The organism is Kitasatospora sp. NPDC057518, from assembly GCF_042802075.1.
Classification (GTDB): Bacteria; Actinomycetota; Actinomycetes; order Streptomycetales; family Streptomycetaceae; genus Kitasatospora.
Map to the genome: position 1 here is coordinate 1 of NZ_JBHVEU010000149.1, position 18,331 is coordinate 18,331.

Consider the following 18,331-nt stretch of genomic DNA (forward strand, 5'->3'; position numbering starts at 1 on the left):
GCCCGGTTACATTCCGAACCCGGAAGCTAAGCCTTACAGCGCCGATGGTACTGCAGGGGGGACCCTGTGGGAGAGTAGGACGCCGCCGAACAATTATTCCGAAAAGCCCCTTCCCATCCGGGAAGGGGCTTTTTGCGTTACCCTCTGCCAATGCAGAACCTGACCCTGACCTGGCAGTCCGCCGGGGCCGTCTCCGTCGGCCTCTACGCGGGCGCGTACGCCGCGGCGAAGGGCCGGAAGCCGGCGCTGTCCGCGCTGTTGCGGGAGGCCGGCACGCTGCTGGCGCTGTTCGCCCTCTGGCAGCTGGTCGGGCACCTCTCGGTGATGAGTACGGACCACGCGCTGGACCGCGCGAGCTGGATCCACCACACCGAGCAGGTGATCGGACTGCCGGACGAGGCCTCGTGGCAGAAGGCGGTCACGCCGTACCCGGTGCTGGTGAGGCTGGCGAACTACTACTACGCGGCCATGCACTTCGCCGTGATGCTCGGCGTCCTGCTCTGGGTGTTCGTGCGGCACCGCGAGCGCTACGCGTGGGTGCGCAACACGGTGGTGATCACGACCGCGGTCTGTCTGCTGGTGCAGTTCATCCCGGTGGCGCCGCCGCGGATGCTCCCGGAGAGCGGCTTCGTCGACGTGGCCGCCCAGTACGGGCAGTCGGTGTACGGCGGCGCGGTCGGCGGTGTGCTGGTGGCCGACCAGCTGTCGGCGATGCCCTCGGTGCACGTCGCCTGGTGCGTGCTGGCGGCGGTCGCGGTGATCCGGGTGTCGCGCAGTTCGCTGCGATGGGTGATGGTGCTGCACCCGGTGCTGACAGTGGCCGTGGTCGTGGTGACGGCCAACCACTTCTGGCTGGACGGCATCGTGGCGGTGGCGATCCTGCTCCTGGCCTACGCCGTGCTGGCGGTGGCGGCACGGCTCCGGGGCCGGGCCTCCGCCGGGACGGAGGTCCGGCCCCTCAGCGCCGCCGAGGAGCGGCTGGAGCAGGTCGGCTGAACCGACGGTCACTTGACCGGCAGGGCGAGCTTTCCCCAGGAGCCGTTGCTCAGTGCGGAGGTGGCCCGGTACCAGGCGGCGAGCCCGGAGGCGGCCGCGATCCAGCCGCCGGTCTTGGCCAGGCCGCCGTAGCCGCCGAAGCTGGCGACGGCGGAGAGCACCAGGGAGACCGTCAGCAGGCCGTAGACGGCGCGGCCGAGCAGGCCGGCGCCCCAGCTCGCGGCGGTCAGGGTGAGGCCGAGCAGGGCCCACAGCAGCAGGAAGAGGCCGGCGGCGTTCTTGCCGGCTCCGCCGGCCGCGGACCAGGCCGCCCAGAAGGCGCCGAGGCTGGTGAAGGCGGTTCCGGTGAAGCCCTCGCCGCCGCGGAGCTGCCAGAGGCCCGCGATGAAGAGGGTGACGCCGCCGAGGAGGAGGGCGAGGTCGGCCGCGTTCCCGACTCCGGCGCCGTGCAGGACGCCGGTGGAGAGCAGGCCGTAGGCGAGCAGTGTGAGACCGAGCGCGAGGTAGCCGAGGTTACCCGCGTCGGCTCCGGTGGAGCGGGCGTTCGTTGCCCCGGTAGCTTCGTTGCTCACCGGAGGCTCCTTTCACTCTGGGCGCGCGCAGGGCGCAGTGACGCTGTGGTGTCGTCCGGATGAGTGCAGAGAGGAGTGCAGAGAGGTGGAGAGAAGGAGTGGGGATGAGGGCCGCGCGCGACCGCGCCGAGGGCGCACGGCTGTGAGCGTGCGCGGCTGCGGTCGAAGGTGATGGGCCGGCGGACGTGGTGGGCCGGCGGAGAGCCGCCGGTCACGTCCCGGCCGGGGGATTCCCCGGTGGGATCGGTCTACCCGGCCGAACGCGCTTGTACCATTGTGAATATAACAATTTGTGACTGCGTCAGCGGATGACCGCTCACACCTGACGCCGGGTGGGCACCCGCAGGGTCAGGATCGCCATGTCGTCGGACGGCGGCTCCGGGGCGAAGCGCTCGACCGCGCGCTGCACCCGAGCCGCGACCGCTCCGGCCGTCAGCCCGGTACAGCCGGTGAGCACCTCGGCGAGGCCGTCGTCGCCCAGCATCCGCCGGCCCTCGCGGCGTTCGGTGACCCCGTCGGTGACGCAGAGCAGGACCTCGCCGGGCGCGAGCACCAGGCGCTCGGCGGTGAGGTCGAGGTCGTCCATGACGCCGAGCAGCGGCTGCGGGGTGGCGGCGCGGTCGACCTGGCCGTCGGTGCGCAGTCGCAGCGGCAGCGGATGGCCGGCGCAGACCAGGGAGAGCTCGGTGCTGCCGTCCGGAAGGGGCGTCAGCTCGCCGTAGAGCAGGGTGAGGAAGCGGCTGCGCGAACCCTCGTCCAGGATGGCCGCGTTGAGCCGGCGCAGCACCTGTGGGGCGTCCAGGCCCTCGCGGGCGAGCAGCCGCAGTGAGTGCCGGGCCAGGCCGGTGACCGAGGCGGCCTCGGGGCCGGTGCCGCAGACGTCGCCGATGGCGAAGCCGTAGGTGCCCTCGCGGATGGTGAACAGGTCGTAGAAGTCGCCGCCGACCTCGTTGCCCTCGCCGGCCGCCTGGTAGTAGACGTCCACCTCGACGCCGGGGATCTCCGGCAGGTCCGGCGGGAGCAGGCTTCGCTGGAGGGCCTGGCTGGTGGCGGTGCGCTCGGAGTAGAGGCGGGAGTTGTCCAGGGCGAGGGCGGCCCGGCGGGAGAGGTCCTCGGCGAGTTCGAGGATCTCCTGGCGGAACCGGACGCCGGCCGGGACGCCGAGCACCAGCAGGCCGATGACGCGGTTGCGGGCGGTCAGCGCGAGGACGACGGTCTCGCCGAGCAGGCCGGCCAGGTCCGGGCCGTCGGTGAGGCCGCCGGCCTCGGCGGTCTCGGCGGGGGCCGTCCAGAACCGGACGCCGTGCGAGGGGCCGGCCTCCGGGACGGGGGTCTTGTCGAGCAGGGCGCGCAGCGGGTCGATGCGGTCCTCGTCCTCGTGCAGGACGAAGGCGAGCCGGGCCGGGGAGGCGTGGTCGGCGGTGGTGTAGACGGCGCACCAGGAGGCGAGGGTGGGGACGGCCATCTGGGCCATCAGCGCGAGGGTCTGCTCGTGTTCGAGGGTGCCGGCCAGCAGGTCGGAGGCCTCGACCAGGAAGGAGAGCGAGCCGCGGCGCAGCTGTTCGAGCTCGGTCAGCCGGGTGCTCTCGACGGCGAGGGCGACCCGGTCGGCGGCGAACTGGAGGCGCAGCGCGTCCTCGTTGTCGTAGCGGCCGGGCACGGCGGCGGCGATGCCGAGCGAGCCGATCAGCCGGCCCTCGACCTTGAGCGGGACGGTGATCAGGGAGCGCATGCCGCTGTCGGAGAGCAGCGGTAGGCCGGTGGGCCGGGTGGCGAGGTCCTCGTGGACGGAGGGCAGCCGGGCGGAGTCGTAGCGGTTGCCGGTGCCGACCGGGAAGCGGGCGTGCCGGCGGTGCCCGGAGGTGAGGCCGGTGGCGGCGCGGACCTCGAACTCGGCCTCGTCGTCGGTGGTGAGCAGCAGGTACGCGGCGTCGCCGTCGAGCAGGTCGCGGGCGCGTTCGACGGTGCGCTGCAGCAGGGTGTCGAGGTCGTCGGTGGCGACCGGGCCGGCCAGCAGGTCGAGCCGGGGGCCGGCCGGGTCGGGGCGCTCGCCGGGCAGGGCGCGGGCGGGGGAGCGCAGCACCGCGCGGTCGGGTTCGAGGACGAGCAGGCAGAGGGTGGAGGGGACGCCCTCGGTGTCGCGCAGCCGGACCTGGACGCCGTACACCTCGACCTCGCGGCCGTCCTGGCGGCGGACGCCGTAGCCGCCCTCCCAGCGGGCCATCCGCAGGGTGTCGGTCAGGCCGAGGCCGCGGGCGGGGGCCTGCGGCCAGACCGCGAGGTCGGCCCAGGGGCGGCCGAGGACGGCGGCGGCGGGGTGCTGGAAGAGCGCCTCGGCGTCCGGGTTCCAGGCCAGCACCCGGCCGTCCTCGTCGAGCTGGACGACGGCGACGTGCACCGGGCCCGGACCACTGGGCAGGTCGCTGCCGGGGGTCGCGGGAACGGCGTAGCGGGTGCCGGACACGTGTACGGGCAGGGCGAGGCGGAACCAGACGGTCTTGCGGCCGGCCGCGTACTCGACGCCCCACCGCTCGGCGAGGGCGGAGCACATCAGCAGGCCGCGGCCGCCCTCGCCGTCCGGGTCGGCGTAGCGGTCGGAGTCGACGACCGGACCGTCGCCGAGCGAGGGCAGGCCGCGCTCGGGGTGGTGGTCGGTGACCTCGATCCGGACGCTCTCCTCCTCGCGCAGGCAGCAGACCTCGGCGGCGGTGCCGGCGTGCACGACGGCGTTGGTGACGAGCTCGCTGACCAGCACGACCGCGTCGTCGACGACCTCGGGCAGCCCCCAGCCGAGCAGCGCGTCCCGGACGAAGCCCCGTGCGGCGGCCGCGGACCGGCCGTCGGGGTCGAAGGTGGCGGCTGCGCGCGCGGTGACCACGTTGCCACTTCTCCTCTGCTGCTCTTGCCCTGGCTGTCCGGGGGCGCGGCGCCGACTCCCCGTGCGCGCCGTCGGGGTGAGCGGCGGCGCTGGGTCGGGCCGTGGCCCGGTGCAGCGCTCCACCCTACTTTCCGCTTGGTTCCCCGTGGGGGCGGGGAGTCGAAACTGGCACCAGAGGGTGATTCTGCCCACCTGTTTCGGACGGTGCGGTACGAACCGAGCGCAACCGGCCCTTCACCCGGTGCCGGTGCTGCCAGACTGGGGGGTCCGCGACGGCCGGTGGGAGCAGTACGGTCGTCGGGGTGCCGGCGCGCCGCGGGCCGCCGGTACGCAGCCCGACCGGGCCGGTGCCCGGGTGCGTGCCGCACCGGCACGGGTCGGTCACCGGACAGTTCACGATGTGGGAGGGGCCCGTTGAGTTCGGCCACCAAGGACGCAACCGGAACGACGCCGCCCGCCCCGCGCGGTGGGCGCCCCGGGGCCGCGCCGCGGAACGCGGCCGGTCGGCGGGTGAGTCACAACCGTGGCGCGGAGCCCGCCGAGCTGCGCAAGCTGCTGTCGGCGCTGACCGCGATGCGGGACGGCAACTTCCGCCGCCGGCTGACCGTCCCCGGGGACGGGCCGCTGGCCGAGATCGCCGCGGTCTTCAACGAGGTCGCCGAGCGCAACCAGCACCTGACCGGTGAGCTGGCGCGGGTCCGCCGGGCGGTGGGCCGCGAGGGCCGGTTGAACGAGCGGCTGGAGACCGGCGCGGGCGAGGGCGCCTGGATGGCGGCGGTCGACAACTGCAACGCGCTGATCGACGACCTGGCCCGCCCGATGGCCGACGTGGGCCGGGTGCTCACCTCGATCGCCGAGGGCGACCTGGACCAGAAGATGGAGCTGCGCTCGCTGCACAGCAACGGGGTGAGCCACCCGCTGCGCGGCGAGTACCTGAAGATCGGGCGGACCGTCAACGGGCTGGTGGACCAGCTCTCCGAGTTCACCGACGAGGTGACCCGGGTGGCCCGCGAGGTCGGTACCGAGGGCAAGCTCGGCGGCCAGGCCAAGGTCCGCAGCGTGTCCGGGAGCTGGAAGGACCTGGCGGACTCGGTCAACACCATGGCGGGCCGGCTGACCGCCCAGGTCCGCAACATCGCCCAGGTGACCACGGCGGTCGCCAAGGGCGACCTGTCCCGCAAGGTCACCGTCGAGGTGGCCGGCGAGATGCTGGAGCTGAAGAACACCGTCAACACGATGGTGGACCAGCTGAACGGGTTCGCCGCGCAGGTCACCGGGGTGGCCAGGGACGTGGGGACGGAGGGCCGGCTCGGCGGTCAGGCCCAGGTGCCGGGCGTGGCCGGGGTCTGGCGGGACCTGACCGACTCGGTGAACTTCATGGCCGACAACCTGACCGGCCAGGTCCGCAACATCGCCCAGGTGACCACGGCGGTGGCGCGCGGGGACCTCTCGCAGAAGATCGAGGTGGACGCGCGCGGCGAGATGCTGGAGCTGAAGAACACCATCAACACGATGGTGGACCAGCTCTCCGGCTTCGCCGAGCAGGTGACCAGGGTGGCCCGCCAGGTGGGCACCGAGGGGCGGCTCGGCGGGCAGGCCCAGGTGCCCGGGGCGGCCGGGGTCTGGCGGGACCTGACCGACAACGTCAACTTCATGGCGAACAACCTCACCGATCAGGTGCGCAACATCGCCCAGGTGACGACCGCGGTCGCCAAGGGCGACCTGTCACAGAAGATCCAGGTGGACGCGCGCGGGGAGATCCTGGAGCTGAAGAACACCATCAACACGATGGTGGACCAGCTGGGCGCCTTCGCGGACGAGGTCACCCGGGTCGCCCGGGACGTCGGCACCGAGGGCATCCTCGGCGGCCAGGCCAGCGTGCCCGGCGTGGCCGGCATCTGGAAGGACCTGACCAACTCCGTCAACCTGATGGCCAACAACCTGACCAGCCAGGTCCGGAACATCGCCGAGGTGACCACGGCGGTGGCGCGCGGCGACGTCTCCAAGAAGATCACCGTCGACGCCCGGGGCGAGATCCTGGAGCTGGTGACGACCGTCAACACCATGGTCGACCAGCTGTCGGCGTTCGCCGACGAGGTGACCCGGGTGGCCCGCGAGGTGGGCACCGAGGGCATCCTGGGCGGCCAGGCCCGGGTGCGCGGGGTGTCGGGCATCTGGAAGGACCTGACCGACAACGTCAACTTCATGGCGTCGAACCTGACCGGACAGGTGCGCAACATCGCCGAGGTCGCCGGTGCGGTGGCCCGCGGCGACCTCTCCAAGAAGATCGCGATCGACGCGCAGGGCGAGGTGGCGGCGCTCGCCGCGACCCTCAACACCATGGTCGACCAGCTGTCCTCCTTCGCGGTGGAGGTCACCCGGGTGGCCCGCGAGGTCGGCACCGACGGCACCCTGGGCGGCCAGGCGAGCGTGCCGGGCGTGGCCGGCATCTGGAAGGACCTGACCGACAACGTCAACCTGATGGCCAACAACCTCACCGGCCAGGTGCGGAACATCGCGCTGGTGATCACCGCGGTGGCCCGCGGCGACCTCTCGCAGAAGATCGACGTCGACGCGCGCGGCGAGATCCTCCAGCTCAAGACCAGCATCAACACCATGGTCGACCAGCTCTCCGCGTTCGCCGACGAGGTCACCCGGGTCGCCCGCGAGGTGGGCACCGACGGACGGCTCGGCGGCCAGGCCCGGGTACCCGGCGTGGACGGCACCTGGCAGGACCTCACCGAGTCGGTGAACGAACTGGCCAACAACCTGACCCGGCAGGTGCGCGCGATCGCCCAGGTCGCCACCGCGGTCACCAGGGGCGACCTGAGCCTGCGGATCGACGTGGACGCCGCGGGCGAGCTCGACGAGCTCAAGGACAACATCAACCAGATGATCGCCAACCTGCGCGAGACCACCCGCACCAACCAGGAGCAGGACTGGCTCAAGACCAACCTGGCCCGGATCTCCGGCCTGCTCCAGGGCCGCCGGGACCTGGAGGCCGTCGCCTCGCTGATCATGACCGAGCTGACCCCGGTGGTCTCGGCCCAGCACGGCGCCTTCTTCCTCGCCCAGCCGGCCGGCCGCACCGCCGAGCTGATCACCGAGGACGACGACGAGAACGACACCGTGCTGCGCCTGATCGGCAGCTACGGCTACCAGCGGCGGGCGATGCCGACCACCTTCCGGCCCGGCGAGTCGCTGATCGGCCAGGCCGCGGTGGAGAAGCGGGCGATCATCCTCAAGGAGGCGCCGCCCGGGTACCTGAAGATCGCCTCCGGCCTCGGCGAGGCCTCCCCGGCCCACATCGTGGTGCTGCCGGTGCTGTTCGAGGGCCGGCTGCTGGGCGTGATCGAGCTGGCCACCTTCAGCTCCTTCACCACCGTCGCGCTGGACTTCCTGAACCAGATCGCCGACCTGATCGGCGTCACCGTCAACACCATCAGCGTCAACACCAAGACCGAGGGCCTGCTGCTGGAGTCCCAGCGACTGACCGCCGAACTCTCGATGCGGTCCGCCGAGTTGGAGGCCCGCCAGGAGGAACTGGAGCGCACCAACGAGGAGTTGCAGGAGAAGGCCGAGCAACTCGCCCAGCAGAACCGCGACATCGAGATCAAGAACGGCGAGATCGAGGAGGCCCGGCAGGTCCTGGAGGAGCGCGCCGAGCAGCTCGCCCTGGCCTCCCGGTACAAGAGCGAGTTCCTCGCCAACATGTCGCACGAGCTGCGCACCCCGCTCAACTCGCTGCTGATCCTGGCCAAGCTGCTCTCCGACAACAACGAGGGCAACCTCTCGCCCAAGCAGGTCGAGTTCGCCGACACCATCCACGGCGCGGGCTCCGACCTGCTCCAGCTGATCAACGACATCCTCGACCTGTCCAAGGTCGAGGCCGGGAAGATGGACGTCCGCCCGGCCCGGATCGCCCTGGTCCAGCTGGTCGACTACGTCGAGGCCACCTTCCAGCCGGTCGCGCTGGACAAGAACCTGGACTTCGCCGTCCGGGTCTCGCCCGCCCTGCCGGTCACCCTGCACACCGACGAGCAGCGGCTCCAGCAGGTGCTGCGCAACCTGATCTCCAACGCGGTGAAGTTCACCGACGCCGGAGCCGTCGACTTCTCGATCCGTCAGGCCGGCCGGGAGGTCCCGCAGCACGTGCGCGAGCGGCTGCTGGAGTCCGGCTCGATCCAGGGCCCGGACGACGAGCTGATCGCCTTCTCGGTCTCCGACACCGGCATCGGCATCCCCGACAACAAGCTGCGGGAGATCTTCGAGGCGTTCAAGCAGGCCGACGGCACCACCAGCCGCAAGTACGGCGGCACCGGCCTCGGCCTGTCCATCAGCCGGGAGATCGCCCGGCTGCTCGGCGGCGAGATCCACGCCGAGAGCGAGCTGGGCAAGGGCTCGACCTTCACGCTCTACCTGCCGCTGCGCACCGAGGCCCCGGAGCCCGTCGGCGACCCGCGCCAGGGCGCTCCGGGCAGCCTGGCGCCGCGGGCCTCGGTCGGGGTGACCCCGGTGGGCCTGCCGGTGCCGGTCGGCGAGAACCCGGCCGACCACTGGGCCCAGGAGGTCCGCGAGCTGGCCGAGGAGCGCCGCCGCGGCGCGGTGGAGCGCCGGCGCAGCGCCGCCCTGGAGAGCGCCGCCGGCCCGCGGACGGTGGAGCCCGTACCGCCCCGCCCGGCCGGCGGCGGCCGCCGCTTCGACGGCCAGCAGGTGCTGATCGTGGACGACGACGTCCGCAACGTGTTCGCCCTCACCAGCGTGCTGGAGCAGCACGGCCTGACCGTCCTGTACGCGGAGAACGGCCGCGAGGGCATCGAGATGCTGGAGCAGCACGAGAGCGTGGCGCTGGTCCTGATGGACATCATGATGCCGGAGATGGACGGCTACGCGACCACCGAGGCGATCCGCCGGATGCCCCAGTTCGCCGGCCTGCCGATCATCGCGCTGACCGCCAAGGCGATGAAGGGCGACCGGGAGAAGTCGCTGCAGGCGGGCGCCACCGACCACATCACCAAGCCGGTGGAGACCGACCACCTGCTGTCGGTCATGCACGAGTGGTTGAGCGGCGACCGGGCGTGACCCGGGGGGAGGCGTGAACCCCGGCCCGGGCCCCGGGGTTCACGCCGGTCGGTCGGCCGGTTTGCTGGCGGTCGGGCCCGGGAACCCGGTAGGGTCACCGATCGTTGCGAACAGTGACCGGACGGCAACACGCTGGTGAGCGTGCGCCGGAGCACTGACTGCGCGCCGCCCCGGATCGGGTCACGACGGGGCGATGTGCCGGGCGAGGGGGTGCGGCTAGCATGACCGGGGTAGCGGTGGGCAGTACGCGGGTGCCTGCACCGGGCGGCAGGCAGGCGACAGGAGGGCGAGCCCTGATGCAGAAGGCCAAGATCCTCCTGGTCGACGACCGACCGGAGAACCTGCTGGCGCTGGAGGCGATCCTCTCGGCGCTGGACCAGACGCTGGTGCGCGCGGCCTCCGGTGAGGAGGCGCTGAAGGCGCTGCTCACCGACGACTTCGCGGTGATCCTGCTGGACGTGCAGATGCCGGGGATGGACGGCTTCGAGACGGCCGCCCACATCAAGCGCCGGGAGCGCACCCGGGACATCCCGATCATCTTCCTGACCGCGATCAACCACGGTCCGCACCACACCTTCCGCGGCTACGCGGCTGGCGCGGTGGACTACATCTCCAAGCCCTTCGACCCGTGGGTGCTGCGCGCCAAGGTCTCCGTCTTCGTCGACTTGTACGCGAAGAACTGCCAGCTGAAGGAGCAGGCGGCGCTGCTGCGCCTGCAGCTCGAGGAGGGCGGCGGCGAGCAGGCCCTCGGCGGGGCGCTGCTGGGCGAGCTGTCCGCGCGGCTGGCGGCGGTCGAGGAGCAGGCGGAGGCGCTCGGCAAGCAGCTGGACGGGGGCGAGGACGCCGGGGTGGCCGCCACCGCCGCGCACCTGGAGCGCAAGCTCGCGGGGCTGCGCCGGGCCCTGGACGCGATGCGTCCGGGCAGTTCCTGACCCGCGGTCGGCGTTCACCCGTCCGGGTGGTCCGGTGTGCTGCGACCGGGTGAATCCCGGTCAGGGTGACGGTGTGTCTGCGACACGTCCGGGCGCCCGGGCTCGGGCACATGTGCACTGGTCGCCCGCCCCGGTAGGCTGCTGACCCATGGCCACTCGCACGCCCGGGAACGCAGCACGTAAGACGAGTCCGGGAGCGTCCAGGAAGGCCGCGGCGAAGGCCCCGGGCAAGCCGCCCGCGAAGAAGGCGGCGGCGAAGAAGGCGGCCCCCGCGAAGAAGGCCGCGGCCAAGCAGGCCCCGCCCCCGCCGAAGCCGTCCAGGTCGGTGCTGATGGGCACGCTCAACGCCCTGGGCAGTCCGATCGGCGCGATCTTCCGGGGCTTCGGCGACGGGGCCAAGAACCTGCATCCGGCCCACCGCAAGGACGGCGTGGGCCTGCTGCTGTTCGGGCTCGCGCTGGTGACCGCGGCCGGCACCTGGTTCAGCCCGCAGGGCTGGCTGGGCGAGGGCGCCACCGCCGTGGTGTCCGGGCTGTTCGGCCGGCTCGACGTGCTGGTGCCGTTCCTGCTGGCCGCGATGGCGATCCGGCTCTGGCGCCACCCGGAGCTGCCGGAGGCCAACGGCCGGATCATGATCGGGCTGAGCGCGCTGCTGGTCGGCGTCCTCGGCCTGGTCCACATCGGCTGCGGCGCGCCCATGATGGGCAGCGGCGCCTCCCGGATACGGGCGGCCGGCGGGATCATCGGCTGGGCCGTCTCCACCCCGATGATGGCCGCCGCCGGACCGGCGCTCGCCGTGCCGCTGCTCCTGCTGCTGGCCTTCTTCGGCCTGCTGGTGGTCACCGCCACCCCGATCAACCGGATCGGCGACCGGGTGCGCGGGGTCGGCATACGGCTCGGCGTGGTCGAGCCCGGGCCCGAGGACGAGCAGCTCTGGGGGCGCACGCCGGAGCGTGAGCTGTCCACCGACCCGCCGGAGGACGCCGACCCCGACGCGCTGCCGTTCACCGTGGACACCGGCAGTGACGACCCCTCGGACGAGGTGGCCGCCCGCCGGCGCCGCCGTCGGCGCAAGCAGACCGACGAGCCGGAGGACGCCGAGCGGATCTCCCTCGACAAGGAGCCGCTGGACCCGTACGCCACCCGCGACCTCGCCGCCGGCGCGGCCGCCGACCTGGACGGCGCGCTGGTCTACGGCGTGCCCGCCTCCTCCGCGGTGGCGGACATGATGCACCAGGTGCAGGACCGCACCGCCCCGCCGGAGGAGGCCGCCGTCCCGGCCGCCCGCAGCGGCGGGCCGGGCGCGCCCGAGGAGCACGGCGCGGCGCCGGTGCGGATGGAGCAGCTCCAGCTCGGCGAGGGCGTCACCTACGCGCTGCCCTCGCTCGACCTGCTGGAGCGCGGCGGCCCGGCCAAGGCCCGCAGCGCCCTCAACGACGAGGTGGTCGCTCAGCTCACCGGCACCTTCGCCGAGTTCAAGGTGGACGCCAAGGTCACCGGCTTCACCCGGGGCCCGACGGTCACCCGCTACGAGGTCGAGCTCGGCCCGGCCGTCAAGGTGGAGCGGATCACCGCGCTCGCCAAGAACATCGCGTACGCGGTGGCCAGCCCGGACGTGCGGATCATCAGCCCGATCCCGGGCAAGTCCGCGGTCGGCATCGAGATCCCCAACCGGGACCGCGAGATGGTCAACCTCGGCGACCTGCTGCGCTCGCGCACGGCCGCCGAGGACACGCACCCGATGGTCGTCGGCATGGGCAAGGACGTCGAGGGCCACACCGTGATGGCCAACCTCGCCAAGATGCCGCACATCCTGGTGGCCGGCGCGACCGGCGCCGGAAAGTCCTCCTGCATCAACTGCCTGATCACCTCGATCCTCGCCCGGGCCACCCCGGACGAGGTGCGGATGGTGCTGGTCGACCCCAAGCGGGTCGAGCTGACCGCGTACGAGGGCATCCCGCACCTGATCACGCCGATCATCACCAACCCCAAGAAGGCCGCCGAGGCCCTCCAGTGGGTGGTGCGCGAGATGGACATGCGCTACGACGACCTCGCGGCGTTCGGCTTCCGGCACGTGGACGACTTCAACGCCGCCGTGAAGGCCGGCAAGGTCACCCCGCCGCTCGGCAGCGAGCGCGAGCTGAGGCCGTACCCGTACCTGCTGGTGATCGTCGACGAGCTGGCCGACCTGATGATGGTCGCGCCGCGCGACGTCGAGGACTCGGTGGTCCGGATCACCCAGCTGGCCCGCGCGGCCGGCATCCACCTGGTGCTCGCCACCCAGCGGCCCTCGGTGGACGTGGTCACCGGCCTGATCAAGGCCAACGTGCCGTCCCGGCTGGCCTTCGCGACCTCCGCGATGGCCGACTCCCGGGTCATCCTGGACCAGCCCGGCGCGGAGAAGCTGATCGGCAAGGGCGACGCGCTCTTCCTGCCGATGGGCGCGAGCAAGCCGATCCGCATGCAGGGCGCGTTCGTCACCGAGGCGGAGATCGCCAGGGTGGTGGAGCACTGCAAGGACCAGCTGAGCGCCGTCTACCGGGACGACGTGATGGTCGGGGCCGGGCCGAAGAAGGAGATCGACGAGGAGATCGGCGACGACCTGGACCTGCTGGTCCAGGCGGCCGAGCTGGTGGTCTCCACCCAGTTCGGCTCCACCTCGATGCTCCAGCGCAAGCTCCGGGTCGGCTTCGCCAAGGCGGGCCGGCTGATGGACCTGATGGAGTCGCGCGGGATCGTCGGCCCGAGCGAGGGCTCCAAGGCCCGCGACGTGCTGGTGAAGCCGGAGGAGCTGGACGGGGTGCTGATCACCCTTCGGGGTTGACGGTCGGCCCCCGGGGCCGGCGGCCCGTGTCCTGACCGAGGTGTCACTCGTTCGGAGGAGGGTAGGCGCCGTGTGGGGAACCGAACGTCCGTACGCCGCGTCACACGGCGGAAAGCGACCGCCGGGCTCCCCCCGCACGGCTCCGCTGACGGTTCGTCAGCGCCGTGCCGGACCCCGGTCGGACCGGGCGCGCGCATTCGGCCCGTTCCGCTTGAGAAACGATCCGCCCGCGCCCCTAGACTGTTCCCCAGCAGGTGGCCATCCGCTCGAAAGGCGTGCCCCGTGACCATCGGCAAGTCCTCCGACCGCGAGAACGCCATGCCGTCCGTCGAGCCGACCGACGACGTGGTGCACCCGGCCGATGCCCCGAGCATCGGCCGGGTGCTGTCCACCGCCCGGATCGACGCGGGGCTCACGGTGGACCAGGTGAGTACCGCCACCCGGGTGCGGGTGCCGATCGTCCATGCCATCGAGGAGGACGACTTCGCCCGCTGCGGCGGCGACTTCTACGCCCGAGGGAACATCCGGCTGATCGCCCGCGCGGTCGGCCTGGACGGCGAGGCGCTGGTCGCCCGGTACGACGCCGCGCACGGCGGCCCGCCCGCCGCCAGGCGCCCGGCGACCCAGCTGATCGACAGCGGCCCGATCAAGGTGCCCCGGCGCGGCCGGCCGAACTGGGCGGCCGCCATGGTCGCCGCGATCGTCGCCGTGGTCGCGCTGATCGGCTTCAACCTGGTCAGCGGCAAGGGCGGGCACGGCACCACCGGCTCGGCCAGCGCGCCGCTGCCCAGCGGCTCCGGGACCGGCTCGGTGGCCCCCGCCGCCACGCCCGCCGTCCAGCCGCCGGCGCCCGTGCCGAGCGCCGCCGCGATCGCCGCCGTCCCGGCCGACAAGGTCACCGTGAAGCTGGTCGCCGAGGGCACCAGCTGGGTCTCGGCGATGGACGGCAACGGCAAGTCGCTGTTCCAGAACAACATCGGCAACGGCCAGGACCAGACCTTCACCGACCCCAAGCAGATCAAGCTGGTGCTCGGCAACGGCGGGGCCGTGCACGCGTACGTCAACGGGAAGGACCTCGGCCTCCTGGGCAAGGACGGCCAGGTGGTGCACGTCACGTACACCCCCGGAGACCCGCAGGCGGGCTGACCACAGGGGCCGTCCGGCCCACTGATGATCAGCTGATCCGAGGCGCGCGGCCTCCGGGGCGAACGGCACCGGAGCCCGCGCGTTAATCTTGGGCCTATGCCTGAACGCCGTACTGTCGCCCTTGTCACGCTCGGATGCGCCCGCAACGAGGTGGACTCCGAGGAACTCGCCGGGCGACTGGAGGCCGACGGCTGGTCGCTGGTCGACGACGCCTCCGAAGCGGACGTCGCCGTGGTCAACACCTGCGGCTTCGTCGAGGCCGCCAAGAAGGACTCGGTGGACGCCCTGCTGGAGGCCAACGACCTCAAGGGGCACGGCCGCACCCAGGCCGTCGTCGCGGTCGGCTGCATGGCCGAGCGGTACGGCAAGGAGCTCGCCGACGCCCTCCCCGAGGCGGACGGCGTCCTCGGCTTCGACGACTACGCGGACATCTCCGACCGCCTCCAGACCATCCTCTCCGGCGGCCACCACGCCCCGCACCTCCCGCGCGACCGCCGCAAGCTGCTGCCGATCAGCCCCGCCGAGCGGCAGAGCGCCGCCGAGACCGTCGCCCTGCCCGGCCACGGCACCGAGGCCGCCGCCGAGCCCATCGCCGACCTGCCCGACGGCCTCGCCCCGGCCTCCGGCCCGCGCACCCTGCGCAAGCGGCTGGACGACAGCCCGGTCGCCTCCGTCAAGCTCGCCTCCGGCTGCGACCGGCGCTGCTCCTTCTGCGCCATCCCGGCCTTCCGCGGCTCCTTCATCTCCCGCCGCCCCTCCGACGTGCTCAACGAGGCCCAGTGGCTGGCCGGGCAGGGCGTGCGCGAGATCGTCCTGGTGAGCGAGAACAACACCTCGTACGGCAAGGACCTCGGCGACATCCGGCTGCTGGAGACGCTGCTCGGCGAGATCTCCGCGATCGAGGGCGTCGAGCGGGTCCGGGTCTCCTACCTCCAGCCGGCCGAGATGCGCCCGGGCCTGGTCGACTCGATGACCGGGACCGCCGACGTGGTGCCCTACTTCGACCTGTCCTTCCAGCACTCGGCGCCCGCCGTGCTGCGCCGGATGCGCCGCTTCGGCTCCACCGACCAGTTCCTGGAGCTGCTGGGCACCATCCGCGGCAAGGCCCCGCAGGCCGGCGCCCGGTCCAACTTCATCGTCGGCTTCCCCGGCGAGACCGAGGAGGACTTCGCCGAGCTGGAGCGCTTCGTCACCCACGCCGGGCTGGACGCGATCGGCGTCTTCGGCTACTCGGACGAGGACGGCACCGAGGCCGCGACCTACGACGGCAAGCTCGCCGACGACGTGATCGCCGACCGGGTGGACCGGCTGAGCCGGCTGGCCGAGGAGATGACCGCCCAGCGGGCCGAGCAGCGGATCGGCACCGAGGTCGAGGTGCTGATCGAGTCGATCGAGGACGGCGTGGTCGAGGGCCGCTCCGCCCACCAGGCGCCGGAGACCGACGGCCTGACCACCCTGGAGGGCGTCGAGGCCCCCGCGGTCGGCCAGTTCTGGCGGGCCAAGGTGGTCGCCAGCGAGGGCGTCGACCTGATCGCCGAGGCGCTGGAGCAGGTGCGACTGCCCCGGACGTCGGGGGCCGAGGCCTCGGGAGCCGGGGAATGACCAAGGGGCCCGGCGCCCCGGCCGCGGCCCACCCGGGCAGACCGGTGGCCGCGGCGCCGTCGACCCCGGGGATCTGGAACATCGCCAACGTGCTCACGATGGTCCGGGTGCTGCTGGTGCCGGTCTTCGTGGCGCTGCTGTTCGCCGGCGGCGGGCACGACCCCAAGTGGCGCTCGGTCGCCTGGGCCTCGTTCGCGATCGCGATGATCACCGACCTGTTCGACGGTGAACTGGCCCGGCGCAAGGGCCTGGTCACCGACTTCGGGAAGATCGCCGACCCGATCGCCGACAAGGCGATCATGGGCTCGGCGCTGATCGGCCTCTCGCTGCTCGGCGACCTGCCCTGGTGGGTCACCGCGGTGATCCTGGCCCGCGAGCTCGGCATCACCCTGATGCGGTTCTGGGTGATCCGCTACGGGGTCATCCCGGCCAGCCGCGGCGGCAAGCTCAAGACGCTGACCCAGGGCACCGCGGTCGGCATGTACGTACTGGACCTGACCGGCTGGCTGGCCACCGGGCGGGCGGTCCTGATGGGGCTGGCGGTACTGCTGACCGTCGGCACCGCGCTGGACTACATCGGGCAGGCGCTGCGCCTGCGCCGCGAGGGACGGACCGCGGCGCGGGCCGGCCGCTGAGCGACGGGGGAACCGGGTGTCGGAGCGGGACGTGGCGGAGCACGGCGCGGCGGCGCGGGGCGTGCCGGTGCGGGACGCGGTGGCGCCGGACGCGGCGGCGCGGGACTTCGCACTGGCCGAGCGGGCGCACGCCGCGCTGCGGGCCGAGGGCGGCACGCTCGCCGTCGCCGAGTCGCTGACCGGGGGGCTGCTGGCCGCCGCGCTGGTGGACGTCCCCGGGGCGTCCGCGACCTTCCGGGGCTCGGTCACCGCGTACGCGACCGAGCTGAAGGCCTCGGTGCTCGGGGTGGACGAGGGCCTGCTGGACGTGTACGGGCCGGTCCACCCGGTGGTGGCCCGACAGATGGCCGAGGGCGTGCGCGCACTGCTGGGGGCCACGTACGGGCTCGCGACGACCGGGGTGGCCGGGCCGGACCCGCAGGACGGGCAGCCGGTGGGCACCGTACACCTGGCCGTCGCCGGCCCGGGGGGAACTCTGGTCAGTTCTCCCCTGCTGTCGGGCGGTCGTGCCACAATCCGTCACGAAGCGGTGACCGCCGCGCTGGAGCTGCTGGTCGGTCGGTTCGCACGGTAGGCCGGTTCGTACGGCCGGCCGGTTTCGCGCGACCGGGGCCCGTGGGGAGGGCCTCCACCGACCGGGATCGCCGGGCGGGCGCGCGGGTATGGGACAGCGGGAGGATCGTGTTACATCCAACACCCTGGTTGGGCAGAAACCAGGTGGCGAACGAGTTGCGTGACGGTGGCCGGGTGGGTCGCTACGGGTACCACGAGGGGCCCGCGAACCCGGGTGCGACACCGGAACAAGGAGGGGGACGGCCTTGCAGCCCAGAGTGAACACGACCAGGGTCCCCGCACGCGAAGCGGGCAAGGCGGTACGGTGGGGTCGTGACATCTCGATCCGCAGTCCGAGGAGGGAGGCACCGATGATCCTGCTTCGTCGCCTACTGGGCGATGTACTGCGTCGGCAGCGCCAGCGCCAGGGCCGCACACTCCGCGAGGTGTCGGCGGCAGCCAGGGTTTCGCTCGGATACCTCTCCGAGGTCGAGCGGGGACAGAAGGAGGCCTCCTCGGAGCTGCTCTCCGCCATCTGCGACGCACTCGACGTCCGGATGTCCGAGGTCATGCGCGAGGTCAGCGACGAACTGTCGCTCGCTGAACTTGCGGCGATGGCCACCCTCTCCGAAGGTGATCTGCTGAGGCCGGTACTCGAACCGGTTCCGCTGCCCGCCCCCGGCACCGACCGGGCGAACATGTCGCCCAAGGCCGCCGCGATGGACGTGGTCGCCGCCTGATCCCGGCCTCGACTCCCGGGCGCCCCTGCCCGGGGCGAGCGAAGGGAGGGCGGTCGTGCGAACAGACGCGCAGACGCGCCCGATGGCCCGAATACGGGCCCAGGCGCGGCTGTTCCTCCGGGTACGGCGTCCGGTGCGGTGGGTGCTGGCGGCCTCGGCGGCCGGGCTCGCCTGGTGGCTCCTGGTGGTCCGGGGACAGCTGACCGACGGTGCGGCGCTGGGGCTGCTCGTGGCCGGCGGCTGGGGACTCGGTCTCATTCCGGTCCACGCAGACTGGAACGCGACCGGACCGGCCCGGCGCCCGCGTGCGGAGCCGGTAGGACCGGTGGAGGTACAGCCACCGCCGATCGGGTGATGGACGTGGCCGGAGGC

General features: G+C 72.7%; 11 protein-coding genes and 1 rRNA gene. 10 read left to right on the top strand and 2 right to left on the bottom strand.

All coding sequences use genetic code 11. The features are described from left to right. Both rrf and ACFU7Z_RS17490 read left to right on the top strand, forming a co-directional pair. Nucleotides 1-91: ribosomal RNA gene (rrf, locus tag ACFU7Z_RS17485) — 5S ribosomal RNA — on the top strand; the annotation flags it as partial. A 59-nt stretch (nucleotides 92-150) separates the two neighbouring features. Next, nucleotides 151-996 (top strand): phosphatase PAP2 family protein, encoded by an 846-nt coding sequence (locus tag ACFU7Z_RS17490; RefSeq protein ID WP_380778070.1) that lies wholly within the window; start codon nucleotides 151-153, stop codon nucleotides 994-996. Between the two features lie 8 nt (nucleotides 997-1,004). Here the strand turns inward: ACFU7Z_RS17490 and ACFU7Z_RS17495 are convergent, their stop codons facing one another. Further along, nucleotides 1,005-1,568: a GPR1/FUN34/YaaH family transporter gene (locus ACFU7Z_RS17495; RefSeq protein ID WP_049658771.1), complete on the bottom strand. Its 564-nt coding sequence runs from the start codon at nucleotides 1,566-1,568 to the stop codon at nucleotides 1,005-1,007. A 316-nt stretch (nucleotides 1,569-1,884) separates the two neighbouring features. Beyond that, nucleotides 1,885-4,446, bottom strand: a complete 2,562-nt coding sequence (locus ACFU7Z_RS17500; RefSeq protein WP_380743871.1) for a SpoIIE family protein phosphatase — start codon at nucleotides 4,444-4,446, stop codon at nucleotides 1,885-1,887. A gap of 573 nt (nucleotides 4,447-5,019) precedes the next feature. Between ACFU7Z_RS17500 and ACFU7Z_RS17505 the strand changes: the two genes are divergently transcribed. From ACFU7Z_RS17505 to ACFU7Z_RS17540, 8 genes are all read left to right on the top strand, one after another. After that, complete coding sequence (locus tag ACFU7Z_RS17505) at nucleotides 5,020-9,528, top strand: hybrid sensor histidine kinase/response regulator (protein WP_074005718.1); 4,509 nt, start codon at nucleotides 5,020-5,022, stop codon at nucleotides 9,526-9,528. Nucleotides 9,529-9,821: 293 nt separating this feature from the next. Further along, the gene (locus ACFU7Z_RS17510) at nucleotides 9,822-10,460 is read left to right on the top strand and encodes a response regulator (protein ID WP_049659044.1); all 639 of its coding nucleotides are present in this window, start codon (nucleotides 9,822-9,824) and stop codon (nucleotides 10,458-10,460) included. Nucleotides 10,461-10,608: 148 nt separating this feature from the next. After that, entirely contained in the window at nucleotides 10,609-13,284 is a 2,676-nt protein-coding gene (locus tag ACFU7Z_RS17515; protein ID WP_117489687.1) for a DNA translocase FtsK, read from the top strand. Nucleotides 13,285-13,566: 282 nt separating this feature from the next. Further along, a complete protein-coding gene (locus ACFU7Z_RS17520) occupies nucleotides 13,567-14,430 on the top strand; it encodes a helix-turn-helix domain-containing protein (RefSeq protein ID WP_380778073.1) in 864 nt (287 codons plus the stop codon). A 96-nt stretch (nucleotides 14,431-14,526) separates the two neighbouring features. Next, the gene (gene rimO, locus ACFU7Z_RS17525) at nucleotides 14,527-16,032 is read left to right on the top strand and encodes a 30S ribosomal protein S12 methylthiotransferase RimO (RefSeq protein ID WP_049660304.1); all 1,506 of its coding nucleotides are present in this window, start codon (nucleotides 14,527-14,529) and stop codon (nucleotides 16,030-16,032) included. Then, a complete protein-coding gene (gene pgsA, locus ACFU7Z_RS17530; protein WP_049660306.1) occupies nucleotides 16,029-16,667 on the top strand; it encodes a CDP-diacylglycerol--glycerol-3-phosphate 3-phosphatidyltransferase in 639 nt (212 codons plus the stop codon). The genes rimO and pgsA overlap by 4 nt, the downstream gene beginning before the upstream one ends. Nucleotides 16,668-16,746: 79 nt before the next feature. Continuing rightward, entirely contained in the window at nucleotides 16,747-17,241 is a 495-nt protein-coding gene (locus ACFU7Z_RS17535; protein ID WP_199823226.1) for a CinA family protein, read from the top strand. Between the two features lie 349 nt (nucleotides 17,242-17,590). Further along, nucleotides 17,591-17,959, top strand: coding sequence for a helix-turn-helix domain-containing protein (locus tag ACFU7Z_RS17540; protein WP_049660741.1), 369 nt, complete (start codon nucleotides 17,591-17,593; stop codon nucleotides 17,957-17,959). Nucleotides 17,960-18,331 lie beyond the last annotated feature (372 nt).